We start from the raw sequence: 16696 nt of genomic DNA, 5'->3' as shown, positions 1-16696 counted from the left end.
CACTCCTTTTTGGTTACGTTGGGGAGGAAGGCCGCGCGATCTCTCAGGTCGACCGGCGCAAAGAACGGAACGCGGTGCGCATTTCCGCACAGAACAGCTCGGGCTGTTCCCAGGCCGCAAAATGGCCGCCCTTGTTGAGCCGGTTGTAGTGGATCAGCTTGGGATAGGCCCGCTCGGTCCAGCTGCGCGGGGCGGCATAGATCTCGTCGGGGAAGACGCTGACGGCCACCGGGATAGAAACGTGCTTCGGTTCAAAGAAAGCGAGCTTGTTTTCCCAGTACAGCCGCGCCGACGAAATCGCCGTATTGGTCAGCCAGTAAAGCGTGATGTTGTCGAGGATGTCGTCGCGGGTCAGGCCTTCACTCTTGCCGTCGAATACCCGCGCGATCAGTTCGCCGCTGCGCGCATCGTGATCGAGGATCCACGACGCAAGGCCAGCCGGCGAATCCACAATGCCATAGAGCGTCTGCGGCCGGTTCGCCATCTCGAGGGCATAGCCGAGACCATGCTTGTAGAAATCATCGAGCTGGTTGTAGGCGTTCTGCTCCTCGATCGAGAGACCGACGGGCGCCGTGCCGCCGGGCTGCAATGCCTTGGCAATGTCGGCGGGTACGGTGGCAGGCATGTTGGTATGGATGCCGATCAGCTCCGGTGGCGCCTGCAGCGCCATCTGCTCTGTGATGGCATTGCCCCAGTCACCGCCCTGCGCCACGAAGCGGCTGTAACCGAGGCGCTTCATCAGCACGATCCAGGCGCGAGCGATCCGCACCGGGTCCCAGCCAATCGTCATCGGCTTGCCCGAGAAGCCATAGCCGGGGATCGACGGGATGACGAGATCGAACGCGTCCGACGCGCTCGCGCCGTAGACTGTTGGGTTCGTCAAGCGATCGATGATCTTGAGCTGTTCGATGATCGAGCCGGGCCAGCCGTGCGTCACGATCATGGGCAGTGCATTATCGTGTTTGGATGGAGCGTGGATGAAATGGATGTCGACACCGTCGATCTCTGTGACGAACTGCTGTAGTGCGTTCAACCGCGCCTCCACCCTTCGCCAGTCGTAGTCAGTCTGCCAGTAGCGTACGAGCTGCTGCATCGTCGCGAGCTTCACGCCCTGGGACTGATCGGTAACGATCTCGCTGTCTGGCCAACGGGTCCCCGCAAGCCGCTGGCGCAAGTCGATAAGGTCATCGTCGGGAATGTTGACATGGAACGGCCGAATTGCGTTGCTCGGGCTTCCGGCCGCTGGATGAATGGGAAAAAGACTGGCCATACCTGCGGCAACGACGCCCATCGCGGCCGTGTTCAGGAGTTGACGTCGGTCCGGGTTGATGAGGTCGACGCTCGATTGTGCGTTCATTGCCGTTCTCCCTTGCTTCGTTCGATCGGTGGGCCGCTCGGACTCAACAGGCCCGTGTTTGTACGGATACTGTGACGGAGGCGCCGCGCGTTTGCTCGTTATGGATTGTTAGGCGTCGTTAGCCGTTGCGAGTCGCGAGTGGGACGTTGCGGCGTTAGGCGGGCGAGCATTCGTCGCGACGGCATCTCGGCAACGATCGCGAAAGGTGCAGGCTCGATGGCATCGCAAGTGCAATGCGTGTCATGCGCGACGACGCATCCCGCCTGAGCGGTCTCACGATCTGCGAGATGGGGCTTTCGTGTCGACGTCACTTCGCAAGCGACGCCGCATCAGCGAGCATGTCAGGGAGCGATGCAGCCTCGCAGATCAGGACGGCAATGGTTCGCCGGCTTGCTCGCGAACCATGAAATCGGCGTACCAATCCGGCCAATTGTCGTCAGTCGCACCGTTACGCTGCTCATGGATTCCATGTGCAGCCGCGGCCCGGCGAAGTGCGGCGGCGAGTTCGACCGACGAGGCGAAGGTCGTGCCGGCCGTATCGATTCGTCCGGGCAATCGCGTCGTGACCTCCTGAAGCAGCCAGCCATTGCCGTCGGGATCGCGGAACGAGGCGAAGGAGCGGTAGCTGCGATGCTCGGGATCGGGGCCATCCACACGACGCCGGCCGAAGAGGAAGGGCTCGTCCGGTCCCGTGAAGACGCCGCCCGCATCGTGAAATATTTCGCTCACCTTGGCGCCGCAGCCAAGCAGCTGGGTTCGAGCGGCATCGAGATTGGAGACGACCAGGTACAATCCCCGTGCCGAGCCTGGCGCTGCCGCCGTCACGCTCTTGCCAAAGATGATCGAGCAAGCGGACCCCGGCGGGGTGAACTGGATGACGCGGTAGTCGTCACCGGAGGCATAGTCTGCATCCAATCTCCAGCCGAGCCCCGCATAGAAGTTCTTTGCGCGCTCGACGTCTGACACGGGAATCACAATGACCTCAAGCTTGAGGTCGTTGGCATGGGGCTTCGACAACTCGTCGGGCGCTTGGTTGCGCATCTCTGCGACGGTCATGGCAAGCTCCTTGGTTTGAGGAATAATCCCGCGCGATCTCGTGCAAAATCGCGTGATCAGCTTCGCCCAAGCGAAGGAAAAGTGCTTGTTATGGCTTGTTAGAGCCCGTTAGCTATTGCGAGCACGGCAACCATCCCCCTCAGAACGGAAAAAGCCAGCGAATTACTCACTTGGGTCATTACGATCTGCTCCGATGCCAGTGCCGGCACCGGCGCAAATATCAAGCTAATTCAAAGGGCTAAAGAAGCAACACGCCATGGCAACGCCGCCTACGCAAAGCAACGAAACGGTCTCGTTTGGCCCCTTCCTCCTGGTTTCCGGCGAGAGAATGCTGACCAAGGACGGCGCCCGCGTCGAACTCAGCGCCCGAGCCTACGACATTCTTGCGACGCTGCTGTCCCGTCCGAACGAAGTGGTCAGCAAGAACGACCTGATCGCCGAGGTGTGGCCCGGGCTCAATGTCGAAGAAGGCGCCTTGCGCTTCCACGTCGCCGGTCTGCGCAAGGCGCTCGGGGACGGAAGGGATGGCGCCAGGTATATCGCCACATTATCAGGACGGGGCTATAGTTTTGTTGCCGCGACTTCACGCTCGGGCATTACAGCCCAGCCTCTCGTTGCCCCCTCCCCAGGTTTTCATCACTACAATCTGCCGAGCCGCCTCGGCGCCATGATCGACCGCGAGGAAGATCTCGAGAAGCTGTCGCTGCGGCTCAATGTCTACCGATTTGTCACGATCGTCGGATCAGGCGGGGTCGGTAAGACGACGGTTGCCGTAGCGATGGCGCACCAACTGCGCACGACCTTCGACGGCGCAGTTCTTTTCGTTGACCTGAGCATGGTGAGCGATCCTCGCTTCGTGACAACTGGCGTCGCATCGATGCTGGGGCTCTCCGTCCAGAGCGCAGATGCAACATCCGGCCTGATCGCCTATCTCAGAGACAAGCGCCTTCTGCTTGTGCTCGATACATGCGAACATCTGGTCCACGCCGTTGCAACCCTGGCCGTGGCAATCTTCAGGACCGCCCCTCAAGTTCACATTCTAGCGACGAGTCGAGAAACGCTGCAGGCGGACGGAGAACATGTCTATCGGCTGGAACCGCTCGCCTGCGCCCCCGAGGGCAGCAGACTTTCCGCCGAGGTCGCACGAACATTCCCCGCTACCCAATTGTTCGTCGAACGTGCCGTGGCAAGCGGCGCCAACTTGAAACTGAACGACGCTGAAGCCGCAATTGTAGCTGACATCTGCCGGAAGCTCGACGGGGTCGCGCTCGCCATCGAATTGGCAGCGCGCCGCGTCGAGGTCTATGGTTTGAGCGAGATAGCCGCCCTGCTCGACCAACGGCTCGCCCAATTATGGGCGGGTCCACGCACCGCTCCGCCCCGGCAAAAGACCCTCCAGGCGACGCTCGACTGGAGCTATAGCCTGCTGTGCGAAACAGAGCGCATCGTGCTGCGCAGACTGGCCATTTTTGTCGGAAATTTCACCCTCGACGCCGCGCTTGCGGTCGCAATCGGCAACGGTCTCGACCAGGCGGAAGTTTTTGAGGCCATCGACAGCCTGGTTGCCAAGTCCATGGTCGCCACGCGTTCGCTCGATGCCGTTATGCGTTATCGTCTGCTTGATACAACGCGGGCCTACGCACTTGATCTCGAGGCTGACGACATCGAAACAGCCTCACTGGCCATCCGTCATGCGCGTTACTACCGGCAATGGCTCGCGCAAGCTGCCTCCGAATGGTCGACCCTGATGTCCGGCGCGGAGCGCGCGCCCTATTTCGCCGGCGTCAGCAACGTCCGCACGGCCCTGGAATGGTGCTTTGGAGCGAACGGTGATCTGCCGACCGGTATCGGCCTTGCCGCGGCCGCAGCACCCGTGCTCCTGGCGATGTCGCTGCTTCCTGAATGTCATCATTGGTCGCAACGCGCTCTGGCTGTTCTCGACGATCAAGTCTGCAGCAAATCCGAGCAGATGCACCTGCAGGCCGGCCTTGGGATCTCGTCGATGCTGCTTTACGGAGAAAACGCACAGGCGCGAGGGGCATTGGACTGCAGTCTGGCGTTGGCTGAAGCGGAGGGTGATGTGGCCAACGAAGCTGGCCTGCTCGGCATGCTGCACATGTTCCACTTCCGCAGTGGCGACTTCAATGTCGCGTTGTCGTATGCAAAACGCTGCCGGGCGCTCGCCGCCAACGTCGGCGACCCCGCAGCCCTTGCGCTGGCCCATTCCATCCTCGGACGCTCCCTTCTCATGATGGGAGACCTCCGCGACGCGCGCGGCGAGCTCGAGGCGCTGTTCGCAGATTGGTCGCCGTTACAGCAGAGCGACACGATCTATCTGGTCCATGATCGCCATTTCCGGGCCGGCATTGCGCTCGCGAGGACGCTTTGGATGCAGGGACATCCGACCCAGGCCGTCGAGCGCGCCCGCGAATTCATCGATGGCGCGAAGCGAATGGATCATCCGGCGTCGGTCACCGTTCTGCTTGCCTGGGCCGCGTCGATCTTCCTTTGGACCGGGGATTTTGCGAGTGCCCAAGAGTATATCGACGACTCGATCGCGATCTCCGAATCCTATTCCCTTGGCCCGCTGACTGCGGTCGGGCGCGCCAGAAAGGCGCAGCTGGCCATTCGCCAGGGTCGGAACGCCATCGCGGACCTTCGCGCGTCCCTGGCAGAGATTCATGCCGTCCGCTACGAGCTGATCACGACTGAGTTCAACATCTGCCTCACGCAAGGCCTGATCGCCAACGGACAGCGCGAAGACGCGATGACACTCCTGAGCGACACGATCCTGCACGTCAGCACAAAGGGCGATACCTGTTACATGCCGGAGCTGCTGCGCATGAAGGGGGGATTGCTCCGCGCGATGGCCCCTTCTCGCCTTGAGGAAGCTGAAGCCTTTCTAAGGCAATCGCTGGAGCTCAGCGGCCGTCAAGGCGCGCTCGGTTGGGAACTGCGCACGGCGATCGACCTTGCAGCGCTCCTGGTTGGAAAGGGCCTTCGCCAACCTGCGAAGGACGTTCTCGGCCGGACGTATAGTCAATTCACTGAGGGGTTTGACACGGCCGACCTTAAAGCCGCTGAACGACTGCTGGAAGAACTGTCATGACGGCTTCCGGCGCGCCAAGGGTCGATCATGTCAAAGGATACTGCGGATTGTGCATCGCGCGTTGCGGTACGATAGCAACCGTGGCCGACGGCCGCTTCATTCGTCTGGATCCCGATCCCTCGCATCCGACAGGTGCGGCCATTTGCGCCAAGGGTCGGGCGGCTCCCGAACTGGTCTATCACAGAGATCGGCTGACAAGGCCGCTTCGCCGGACCCGGCCGAAAGGCGATCCTGATCCCGGGTGGGAAGAGACGTCCTGGGACATCGCGATCGATCAGATCGCGTCCGCAATGCGGCGCACTGCTGCACAATATGGTCCCGAAGCAGTGGCATTCAGCCTATCGTCTCCGTCGACAACAGCCATCGCGGATTCTGCGCCGTTCGTTCGCAGGCTGATGAACGCCTTTGGCACCCCGAATCTGGTCTGGGCACTCGACTTGTGCGGCTGGGGCCGCGGATTCGCCACGCGATATGTCTTCGGGGTCGGCAGCGTTGCGACAGGTAGCGCGGGCGGCGCGATGCCGGAGATCGCCAAAACCGGATGTCTGATCCTGTGGGGTTACAATCCTTCGTTCTCACGTATCACGCACGCGACAGCTGCGGTGGACGGTCTCAAGCGGGGCATGAAGCTTGTCGTGATCGATCCCCGCAATGTCGGCCTCGCCAACAAGGCAGATGTCTGGCTGCGGGTGCGACCAGGATCTGACGGCGCGCTCGCATTGGGTCTCGCCAACATCATGATCGAGCGCGGATGGTATGATCAGGAGTTCGTGCGCACATGGACCAACGGGCCGCTGCTGGTGCGCTCCGACACCAACAGTCTGCTAAAAGCCGAAGACGTATTTCCCGATGCCGGTCGCGGGTCGCTGGTTGCCTGGGACATGCGGTCGAAATCCATTGTCCGCTACGATCCGGCCACGGGGCAGTACGATCCGCCGCCCGGACATCTGTCTTTACGAGGCGAATACGCCGTTGAAACGATCGACGGGACCGTCAGTTGCCAGCCGATCTTCGACCACTACGCCAGTCTTTGCGGGCAATACTCACCTGAGACGGTTGCACGAACCTGCTGGATTTCTGCGGAGCAATTGACAGAGGCGGCACGCACGATCTGGGAATCCCGGCCTGTCTCATATTATGCCTGGAGCGGACACGAGCATCACGCGAACACGACGGAGACCGCGCGGGCGATTGCCATGCTCTATGCCCTGACCGGCAGTTTCGATGCGCCCGGCGGCAACGTTCTTCTTCCGTCGATCCCGACAGCGTCGATCACCGGAGAGGATCTCGCTCAGCAACTTGCGCCGGCCATCGGCGTCATCGAACGTCCGCTCGGACCAGCACGTTGGGGCAACGTGTCGACCCATGACTTCTATCGGGCGGTTCTCGAAGGTCATCCCTATCCGGTACGCACGCTCATAGGATTCGGCGCGAATCTATTGCTTGCCCAGGCTGATCCCGTCCGCGGCCGCGCGGCACTTTCGTCGCTGGATTTTTATGCACATGCGGACCTGTTCATGAATCCGACAGCCGCGCTTGCCGATATCGTGCTTCCCGTCGCGTCTTGCTTCGAACGCGAAGCTCTCAAGATTGGATTTGAAATCAGTGAAGACGCGCAGTCTTACGTTCAACTCCGGTCAAAGATCGTGCCTCCGCCCGGAGAGGCCTTGCCCGACACCGATATCATCTTCGGCATCGCCAAACGCCTGGGGCTCGAGATGAAGTTCTGGCATGGTGACGTCGATGCGGCCTATCGAGAACAGCTTGCCTTAAGTGGTATCTCTCTTGAGCAACTCAGAGCCGAACCGGCCGGACAGCGAAAATCGCTGTCAACGACTCACTATAAATACAAGATACCGGACGATCGCGGCATCGCGCGCGGTTTTCCGACCCCGACGCGAAAAGTCGAGTTCTGGTCGGAAATTTTCGCTGACCAGGGCTATCCGGCGCTGCCTGATATCGAAACTCCCGTCTTTGGAACGCCAGAACCTGCAGACATGTTCCCGCTGGTTCTGACATGTGCAAAGCCGAGCTTGTTCTGCCAAAGCCAGCATCGCGCGTTACCACTGCTGCGCAAGCGCTTACCCTACCCCGAAATCGAACTGCACCCGACGACGGCAGCTGCCAGGAAGATCCAGGACGGAGATTGGGTCGAGGTCAGAACCTCGAGCGGCGCAATGCGCGCCAAGGCGCGCTTTAACAATACGTTGGACGATCGTGTTGTCGTCGGCCAACATGGCTGGTGGCAAGCTTGCGCTGAACTTGGGATCGCGGGTTCAGATCCAACCGATCCAAATGGAAGCAACTTCAACCTGACAGTCGACGCTGCAATGCGTGACCCCATCAGCGGCACCCCCTCTCACCGCTTTAACATGTGCGAAATTCGACTACTGCGTGCTGACGCCGATTCAGATCGCCGAGGCATGGCCTAAGGAGAGGCCTCGAGAAGTTGACGCGCGGCGCGGAGATCTGCCGTGTCGGCCCCCTCCGTAAAGCGAGCCAACGTATGGCTCAACTCAAAGAGAGCCTGAGTCGAAGTAGGGCCAGAGTCGGCGAGGCGAACGTAGCTGATGGCCGCGCGCAATCTCCAGGAAAGCGCCGACTGCCGCTCGGCCAGCTTCATTGCTGCGCCAATATCCTGCTCTGCGCCCAAGCTGTCACCGCAGCCGGCACGGAGCTCACTGCGCACGCGCAAGAGCTCCGGCATCTCCCAGCTGTCGCCCTGGGCGGCAACAGCGTCGATGCGCGCCTCGATCGTGGAGAGCGCCTCCGCAGGCCGTCCCTGCGTAGCCATCCCCTCGACCAGCGCGATGGTCGCTGCCCCACTGTAGAGCTCCAAGCGGTCGGCGAGCATGCGGGGTAATGCAGGCCGCAGCAATTCGACTCCCTGATCCACGGCGCCGCGCGCAATGCACAGTTCGCCTTTGAGGGCGGTCGCGGCGGTGGAGAATGGTCCAAGCCCATGCTTGCGCGAATAGGCGGCCAACCGGTCGGCGGCTTCCTCCAACCCGCTCAGATCGCCAATCCAGCGATAGACGCGCGCCGCAAAGCAGAGCCCCGCGCAATACATCGCGAGATCCGGATTTGAGCCAATCTTCGCCAGACGGTTTGCAACCTCTACGGCCTGGTCCGGGAAACCGAGCAGCCAGAGATTGGTGCAGGACATGATCTGTGTGCCACGGGGGTAGGCAAAGTGGTCGATAGGCAAGTCCGGGATCGCGGCATCCCCCGCCTCGCCCGCTTCCAGCTTCTCTCGGGCCAGCCGCTGATCGCCACTGAGGTGATAGGCGACGCCGAGATAGGTTTGCGCACGAGCAATCGCTGCCGGATCTCCAATCGCGGCGGCGACCGTGTCGGCCAGGCGCGCCACCTCCAATAGACGCTTGCGCTCGCCCGTTCGGCGGTACAATGCGTGAAGTCGGCTCAGCAGTCGAAATTGGTTTGGCGAGTCACCCACAGCCTGCGCCAGCTCGAGCCCGCCGCGGAGCGCGGTCTCGCATTGGTGACTGTTTCGTTCCGTGAACATCGCCGCATGCCCGAAGGCCCAGAGCAATTCCACTTTGGCGGCATGATAGCTCAGGCCGTCGTCAAGCGCGTCGATTGCACGACCGGCCCAAATTCTACATTCCTCGAGCAGATTGAGCTCTACAAACAGCCGCGCGCAGGCAGCTGCAAGCGGAGTGCGAAGTTGCGCGCCGCGCGCATCGGAATAGGCCCAATCGAGCGCGGCGCGGGCGTCCGGCAAAAGTTCGACGCGATGGCTCCAGCCCCCCGGACGCTGTCCGCAGGGCTCGTAGGTTCGAGGACCTAGGGCCTCCAGCACATATCGCGCGTGGCTGAGGTGTGCCGCATGGGCCATGCCGGAAACGGCAAGCTTCTCCGCCGCATAGGCACGCGTTGTCTCGAGCAGGCGGAAGCGCGCCAGACCTGCGTCAGGCCTGCTCGTCACCAGCGATTTTGCAACCAGCTGCTCCAGATTGTCGAGAACGGCCTCGGGCTCGTGCAGGCTACCGGCAACCGCGCGCGCGCCGTTGAGCGTGAACGCGCCAGGGAACATGCTGAGATGCTGCAGAAGGCTCCGCTCGGCTGGAGAGATGAGGTCATAGCTCCAGTCCAGTGCCGCGCTCAACGATTGGTGCCGCTGCGGGGCCGTGCGTCGCCCAGGCCAAGCAAGCCGAAATCGTCCTTCGATGAGATCGTCGATCTCGCTCAAGCTATGCGCTGACAGACGGCTCGCAACCAGTTCGATTGCCAAGGGTATCCCATCGAGCTTACGACAAATGCGAGCCACCACATCGTTCTCGCACTCGCTCAGGGCAAGCCCGCAACCTGTCGCAGCCGCGCATTCCTTGAAGAGCCGTGTCGACGAATATCGATTGATGTCGAGTCCATCGGATAAGTCTTGCGGTGGTATTTCGAGCGGGGGCAGTTCAACCACAAACTCGCTTGCGGACTCGAGCGATTCCCGACTTGTCGCCAGGATGGAAACGCCCGGTGTTTGCAGGTAGATCCTTTCCGTAAGCCGCGCGACCGCGTCAACGACGTGCTCGCAATTGTCGAGGACCAACAGAAGCTCCCGGTCGCGCAGCGCGTCGATCAGTCGAAGCGTGGGGTCCCCAACCGGAATGAGCAGGCCGAGCGCCGATGCCACTGCGATTGCGACCAGGTGAGGATCTCTAAGACTGCCAAGATCGATAAACTGGACGCCATCCCTGAAGCTGGTGGCGATCTCATGCGCAAGCGTGATGGCAACGGTGGTCTTGCCGATACCGCCCGGGCCCCGAAGCGTCACGAAGCGTCGCGCAGTCAGGTGCTCGGCCAGCATGACGACCGTCGCATCGCGCCCGACGATTCGTCTCGGCCTGTGAGGAAGCTGTTGCCGGCGCTCATTGGCCGCCGCATCGGGCGCGCCCAATCGCTTCGACGTCGTCGCGCCGTGAACCGGAGCGACAAAGCAATATCCGCGGCCGGGAACGTTGACTACGTAGGATTGGCCATCCTTGCTGTCATCCAAGGCGCGGCGCAGCTGAACCACGTGGAAGCGCAGGCTGCTCTCGTCGACCGTCAGACCGGGCCAAGCCCTTGCCATAAGGTCGGCTTTGCCGACAACTTCGCCGGCACGATCGATCAACAGACAGAGAAGATCGAACGCGCGGCTGCCAACGGGAACGGGCTGACCATCGCGCTCCAGCAGGCGTTCATTCGGAACAATGCGGAATGGTCCGAAAACAAGCGCATCCGGGGGAGTAACCGATCGTGCAACTGGGTTGGTCTTATCGAAGCTCGCCACAGATCACCCAAGACTTCGTTATCCGGCCTACCCGGCAGCGGCTGCCGACGTCAAAATTGTCACAGTTGTCCCACCACAGCCGGCTTCGCCATGGACCCGCGCGCGAATGCTTCGGGCAAGGCGCTCCAGGATCCGGCCACCGGTCCCCTGAAGCGGACCAATCGCGCCTGTGCCGTTATCGGCGACCGTGCAGCACAAGGCGCCGTCGCGATTGACGATCTCGATGCGAATCAATCCACCATTTCCGTCCGGAAAAGCATGTTTGGCTGCGTTTGTGACGAGTTCTGTGACTATCAACGCAAGTCGATGACACTGCGATGTCGCAAGTGTACCGCTCTCGATCGCCGCCTCGCAGCGAATGCCCGCAGGCTCCAGGATTGCCTCCGCCAAGGCTCCGCACAAACCTTCGAAAAAACCGTCCAGCGCAACGGCATTGAGATCGCAATCATCGGATAGCAGTTGATAGAGCCTGCCAAAGGCCACGACACGCCGTTCGAACCGATCAACGGCAATCGAAACATCCGTCGGTTTCGTCCGTAGAAAATCGCGCCGCACTGACGCACCAAGCAGCGTCAGCGTGTTCTTCATCCGGTGGTGGCTTTCGCGAAGCACAAGCTCCCAATCATCCAGCCGTTCGTCGACGTCGGTGGCTTGGTGGGATTGAACGATATCGTCGTTTGACCGAAAGCCGACGGCGAACATGGTCACCTCCCCGTTTGAGATACGGTTTCGCTGAGGTTATCCTGCGCGAGGCGGCCGAATTTGGCTCGTTAGACGTTGCAAGATTCTGTTATGATGCGAAGCGATTGACGGTCTTCCGCTTAACGGATCGCATCGCGTCCGCACCGCCCCAAATATCGTCTAAGACCTTAATTTTTAAGCACAATTTGACGCCTCAGGCCAGCTTTTCGGCTCGGTTCGAGACGTGGCACAGATATTCATCAGCCGGATCAGTTTACTCAAGGCCTCGTTCTGATAAAGCAAGTGCAGTCTCTGGACTTCCCTCAGCGGGGCAATGGCGCGTGCCAGACAAGACCAATCAAGGATCGGCCATTTCCTTTGGACCGTTCCGGCTGCTTCCCAGCTCGCGCTTGTTGGAGAAGGACGGCACACCGCTTCACATCGGCGGCCGCGCGCTCGATATCCTCATAGCCCTCGCCGAGCACCCCGGGGAAGTCGTCGACAAGAGAGAATTGGTCAAGCGGGTCTGGGCCGACGTTAATGTGGACGAGGGCAGCCTTCGGTTTCACATCACCGCTTTGAGAAAGGCGCTCGGCGATGGTGCCGAGGGTGCCCGCTACATCGTCAATGTTCCCGGGCGCGGCTATTGCTTCGCTGCCTCTCTCGCGCATGCCGCGTCTGCGGCGCAGGTTCCCGGCAAGGTCGTATCCGCTCGGGCTCTTCCCGCCCCGCTCGCGAGGATGATCGGACGCGGTGAAGTCATCGACAAGATCTGCGCCGAGCTCTCTCTGCACCGCTTCGTGACCATTGTCGGTCCTGGGGGCATTGGCAAGACCTCGGTCGCCATCGCGGTCGCGCACCATCAACTGATCGCCTTTGAGGAGCAGGTTACTTTCATCGATTTCGGTGCTCTCAGGGACGAGAAGCTTGTCCCTGCCGCCATTGCTTCTGCGCTTGAACTACCCGTCAGCTCCGATGACCCCGTACCGGGCCTGTTAAAATACCTGCAGGGCCGCAAAAGGCTTCTGATCTTTGACAGCTGCGAGCATGTGCTCGATGCGCTGGCGCCGCTGGCGGAGCGCTTTGTTCGGGACGCGCCGGACCTTCACATCCTTGCAACCAGCCGCGAGTCCTTTCGCACCGAAGGCGAGCGGGTCTTCCGTCTGTTCCCGCTAGATTGCCCACCACAACGCGACGGACTGAGCGCCACCGAAATTCTCGCCTACCCGGCGGCCCAGCTTTTTGTCGAACGGATCGCGGAGAGCCTGAGCGAATTCCAGCTTGGCGAGGAAGAGGCCCCTCTGGTCGCCGAAATCTGCCGGCGTCTTGATGGCATCGCACTTGCGATCGAACTTGCCGCGGGCCGAGTCAACGCCTATGGCATCGCCGGGACCGCTTCGCTCCTCGACAGCCGCTTCTCCCTGTTGTGGCGAGGACGGCGTACCGCGATCCCGCGGCATCAAACGCTCAGCGCCGCGCTCGGCTGGAGCTACGACCTGCTGCCTTCAGCCGAAAGCACGACGCTGCGCAGATTGTCGGTGTTCGTCGGGCCATTCACCCTAGAAGCTGCTCTTGCCGTCGCATCCTTTCAGGGCGTCAGCGAAGCCGAGGCCGTCGAGGCGATCTCCAACCTGCTTTCCAAGTCGCTGATCGCGACCGCGCCGGGAGAGCGCCGGCTGCGATATCGTCTGCTCGACACGACCCGGGCCTTCGTTGCGGAGAAGCTGGCGGAAAGCGGGGAAGCAGATCACGTCGCGCGCGCCCACGCCGACTATTTTCGCGACTTCCTGCAGGACATTTCTCTCAAATCCGCAGGCCCGCAGAGCGCCGGCGGTTTCCTGCCTTATGCAGACCACCTACCCAACGTGCGGGCAGCATTGGAGTGGAGCTTCTCCAATCGTGGTGACCGCACGATCGGCATGGATCTGGCTACCTCGGCTGGGCAGCTTTTCCTCGAGCTCTCGCTGCTGATGGAATGCTATCGTTGGACAAGTCAGGCTCTCGCGTCTCTTGAGAATACGCCGATAGATAGCCGGCAGGAGATGCAGCTGCAGACCGCCCTCGGCATTTCCGTGATGTTTACGCAGGGCAACACCGAAGCCGTGCGCGCGGCCTTTACGCGAAGTCTGCGCATTGCGGAGGAGCTTGAAGATCTCCACTGGCAATTGTGGCTGCTGCGCGGGTTGCACATCTACCTGACCCGCATCGGAGACTTCCACGGCGCGCTTGGAACCGGTGAAAAAGGTGAACCGATTGCACGCAAGCTGAACGACCCAACCAGCACGCTCAACGTCGAGTGGATGCTGGGCGTAGCGCATCACCTGATCGGCCATCAGGACAAGGCAGTGCCGCTCTGCGAAAGCGCGATGGTGCACAATCCGAGCTCGCAGCGGCTGAATATTGGCCACCTCGGCTATGACGACCGTATCGTCGCATTGGTCGCCCTTGCCCGCGGGCTGTGGCTCACGGGCAAGCCGGAGCGGGCGATCGAGGTTGCGAGATTTACGGTACGTGAGGCCGAGCAGCTCGAGCAGCCGCTGACGCTCGGCATTGCCTTGATCTGGACGATCTATGTCTTTCTCTGGGTTGGCGATTGGACCAATGCGGAAAGCATGATCGAGAGGCTCATCGATCATGCGGCGAAGCACTTTCTCGGCCCCTATCACGCGGTCGGCATCGGGCAAAAAGGAGAGCTGCTGCTGCGCCGCGGCGACGTCGCTGGCGGTATGGAACATCTCCGCCGCAGTCAGGCCACGCTACATGCGACTAGGCATCGGATCATGACGAGCGTGTTTGCAACTGCCCAGGCAGAGGGCATGGCGCTGCAAAATCAATTCGAGGAGGCGTTGCGCCTAATCGACGATGCCATCGCCCAGGTCGGCGATCATGGCGATTCCTTCGACGTGCCGGAAATGCTCAGGATCAAGGGCGACATTCTGGCACGTTCCGGGTCCCCCGCCGAGGCAGAACGCTTCCTTCGGAAGTCGCTTGACCTGTCACGCCGGCAGTGCGCCCTGGGCTGGGAGCTGCGCGGTGCTGTCAGCCTTGGCCGGCTCTGGCGCGCCAGCGGCCGCGCCGGCCAGATTCGAGCCCTGATCGAACCAATCGTTGCGCGCTACCACGAAGGTCTGGCGACACGCGATCTCGTCTCTGCCAGGGACTTTCTAGCCGCTCTGAATTGAGAGCAATTACAGCGGGATAGCGCGAGTGTTGTCCTCTCGCAAGTCCTAACAACTTCTAACACGTCAAGCCGCCAATACCTCGCCATGGTGCAGAGACCTTATGGCGGATCCGGCGAAACATGGCACTTCTAGACGACGCGATTGATGCCAGTGGGGGCTTGGCCCGCTGGACGAGGTTGAGCCGGTTTACGCTTCATCTTTCCTTTGGCGGAATGTTGTTCACCGAGGCCGGACATGCCGGTCATTTCAAGGACGTCATTGCGGAAGGATCGACACGAACCCAATCCGTTCGATTTACCGGCATTACCGGCGGTCAGGGGTGCGCTTCATTTCAACCGGATTCCGTCACGATCGAAAGCATCGACGGCGAAATCCTTCGGACTTGGCGTCACCCACAATTACGATTGCCCGAGGACGCGATACACCCGCTCGCGGATGAATTGCATCTGGTTTTCTTCTGCGGCTTTGCGATTTGGAGCTACCTGACCACGCCTTTTCTCCTGGCCCGTCCTGACGTCCAGGTTGAAGAACTGCCGCCGTGGCATGAGAACGGAGTAATCTGGCATCGCCTCAGCGCGCGATTTCCGTCGGACATCGTGACCCACAACTCCGAGCAGATATTCTACTTCGACGAAAACGCCTTGCAACGGCGCGTGGACCACGACCTGCTTGGAACGAGAGTTGCGGATTATTCGTGGGCACACCAAACGTTTTCCGACATCATGGTTCCGACACTCCGGCGCTCACAGATGCTGCAGTCCGACGGAACCGTTATCGCCAAACCGGCGCTCATTGACGTCGAGATCTTCGACGCTGCCTTCGACTAAGCGATCGGGCGGCCGCATCCCCGCCCGCAACGTCTAACAACGCATAACGTGCTAACAGCCGGCCTTTCGCGCAGAGTGCCGCCACGAGCAACGAAGAAGGTGACGAGCTCACGCGAGGTCGTGCGGTCTGCATCGCGGTGCTCGGAGGGAATTCACAGAAGCGCGACAAAGGAGACGGACATGAAGGTCTTGATGGTCATCACATCCCACGACCAGTTGGGCAACACCGGGCGCAAAACGGGTTTCTGGCTCGAAGAGCTCGCAGCCCCCTTTTATGTCTTCAAGGATTCCGGCGCCGAGGTCACGCTCGCCTCCCCGAAGGGCGGCCGTCCGCCGCTCGACCCCAAGAGCAACGAGCCTGAATTCCGGACCGAGCTGACGCTCCGGTTCGAGAACGACGAGGATGCAGAAGCGCAGCTCGACAACACCGTTCGTCTTGACAGCGTCAAGCAGGAAGATTTCGACACTGTTTTCTATCCCGGCGGGCACGGCCCGATGTGGGATCTCGCCGAAGACCAGGATTCCATTAAGCTGATCGAGTCGTTTCTCGCAGCTGGCAAGCCGATCGGCATCGTGTGCCATTCGACGGGCGCGCTGCGTCACGTCAAGATGCCCGATGGGAGCCTTTTGGTCCACGGCAAGGAAGTGACGGGTTTCACCAACGGCGAGGAAGAGGAGGTCGGGCTGACCAAGATCGTGCCCTTCCTCGTCGAGGACGAAATGCTGAAGCTGGGCGCCATCTTCTCCAAGAAGGCGAACTGGACACCTCACGTTGTCAGCGACGGCCAATTGATTACAGGACAAAATCCACATTCGTCGGGCCCAGCCGCGAACACTCTGCTGGCGAAGCTGGGTGAGATGGGTATGGCCCGTGCGAGCACCGCCTCGCGGAAAATCGCCTAGAGCGTTCGGATTCTCTGGGTTGAAACTGGCCCGTGCGCTGGCTGAAAGCGGGGGTAGTCGCCACGAGTCCTTGCGAGTTCGACGAGCCCGGGAAGGATCACATGACAGAGCGGATCGACCCGTTACACCGCCGGGCGATCGGAGCGAACGAGCCTTCGGCACAATGTTAGTGACAAGAGGGACTGGTATGTTTGACTCCTACCCCGACGACTGTCCCACCGCCTTCAATCTCGCCGACCGGCACGTGCTGATGGGCGGGTTGCTATTCGGCGCCATGCACGTAGCGGTGAC

At 61.1% G+C, this 16696-nt stretch carries 9 protein-coding genes; 5 read left to right on the top strand and 4 right to left on the bottom strand.

Annotation, left to right across the window (positions count from 1 at the left end; genetic code table 11):
- Window positions 1-43: 43 nt before the first annotated feature.
- Both BM374_RS20035 and BM374_RS20030 read right to left on the bottom strand, forming a co-directional pair.
- The gene (locus tag BM374_RS20035; protein ID WP_092295310.1) at window positions 44-1357 is read right to left on the bottom strand and encodes an epoxide hydrolase family protein; all 1314 of its coding nucleotides are present in this window, start codon (window positions 1355-1357) and stop codon (window positions 44-46) included.
- 366 nt (window positions 1358-1723) lie between these two features.
- On the bottom strand, window positions 1724-2413 hold the full coding sequence (locus BM374_RS20030) for a VOC family protein (protein ID WP_092295307.1): 690 nt from the start codon (window positions 2411-2413) through the stop codon (window positions 1724-1726).
- 256 nt (window positions 2414-2669) lie between these two features.
- Here BM374_RS20030 and BM374_RS20025 point away from each other — a divergent pair, with 256 nt between their 5' ends.
- A complete protein-coding gene (locus tag BM374_RS20025; protein ID WP_092295304.1) occupies window positions 2670-5522 on the top strand; it encodes an ATP-binding protein in 2853 nt (950 codons plus the stop codon).
- Window positions 5519-7954: a molybdopterin-containing oxidoreductase family protein gene (locus BM374_RS20020; protein ID WP_092295300.1), complete on the top strand. Its 2436-nt coding sequence runs from the start codon at window positions 5519-5521 to the stop codon at window positions 7952-7954. Before BM374_RS20025 ends, BM374_RS20020 begins: the two co-directional genes overlap by 4 nt.
- Here BM374_RS20020 and BM374_RS20015 read toward each other — a convergent pair.
- Window positions 7951-10812 carry an ATP-binding protein gene (locus BM374_RS20015; RefSeq protein WP_092295297.1) on the bottom strand — a complete coding sequence of 954 codons (2862 nt, stop codon included), beginning with the start codon at window positions 10810-10812 and terminating at the stop codon, window positions 7951-7953. The genes BM374_RS20020 and BM374_RS20015 overlap by 4 nt on opposite strands.
- A gap of 27 nt (window positions 10813-10839) precedes the next feature.
- Window positions 10840-11514 carry a sensor histidine kinase gene (locus tag BM374_RS20010; protein ID WP_092295294.1) on the bottom strand — a complete coding sequence of 225 codons (675 nt, stop codon included), beginning with the start codon at window positions 11512-11514 and terminating at the stop codon, window positions 10840-10842.
- Between the two features lie 320 nt (window positions 11515-11834).
- Between BM374_RS20010 and BM374_RS20005 the strand changes: the two genes are divergently transcribed.
- The 3 genes from BM374_RS20005 to BM374_RS19995 all read left to right on the top strand — a co-directional run bounded on the left by BM374_RS20005 (window position 11835) and on the right by BM374_RS19995 (window position 16405).
- The gene (locus BM374_RS20005; protein ID WP_092295290.1) at window positions 11835-14675 is read left to right on the top strand and encodes an ATP-binding protein; all 2841 of its coding nucleotides are present in this window, start codon (window positions 11835-11837) and stop codon (window positions 14673-14675) included.
- Between the two features lie 119 nt (window positions 14676-14794).
- Entirely contained in the window at window positions 14795-15502 is a 708-nt protein-coding gene (locus BM374_RS20000; protein WP_092295286.1) for a hypothetical protein, read from the top strand.
- A 180-nt stretch (window positions 15503-15682) separates the two neighbouring features.
- On the top strand, window positions 15683-16405 hold the full coding sequence (locus tag BM374_RS19995) for a type 1 glutamine amidotransferase domain-containing protein (protein WP_092295283.1): 723 nt from the start codon (window positions 15683-15685) through the stop codon (window positions 16403-16405).
- Window positions 16406-16696: the final 291 nt, after the last annotated feature.

This window comes from Bradyrhizobium sp. Ghvi (genome assembly GCF_900115265.1).
Taxonomy (GTDB): domain Bacteria; phylum Pseudomonadota; class Alphaproteobacteria; order Rhizobiales; family Xanthobacteraceae; genus Bradyrhizobium.
This window is presented reverse-complemented; position numbering and strand designations above follow the sequence as displayed.

Excerpts from the sequence above, each read along its gene's own strand:
- BM374_RS20035 (WP_092295310.1), bottom strand. The coding sequence starts at position 1,357 with ATGAACGCACAATCGAGCGTCGACCTCATCAACCCGGACCGACGTCAA.
- BM374_RS20030 (WP_092295307.1), bottom strand. The coding sequence starts at position 2,413 with ATGACCGTCGCAGAGATGCGCAACCAAGCGCCCGACGAGTTGTCGAAG.
- BM374_RS20025 (WP_092295304.1), top strand. The coding sequence starts at position 2,670 with ATGGCAACGCCGCCTACGCAAAGCAACGAAACGGTCTCGTTTGGCCCC.
- BM374_RS20020 (WP_092295300.1), top strand. The coding sequence starts at position 5,519 with ATGACGGCTTCCGGCGCGCCAAGGGTCGATCATGTCAAAGGATACTGC.
- BM374_RS20010 (WP_092295294.1), bottom strand. The coding sequence starts at position 11,514 with ATGTTCGCCGTCGGCTTTCGGTCAAACGACGATATCGTTCAATCCCAC.
- BM374_RS20000 (WP_092295286.1), top strand. The coding sequence starts at position 14,795 with ATGGCACTTCTAGACGACGCGATTGATGCCAGTGGGGGCTTGGCCCGC.
- BM374_RS19995 (WP_092295283.1), top strand. The coding sequence starts at position 15,683 with ATGAAGGTCTTGATGGTCATCACATCCCACGACCAGTTGGGCAACACC.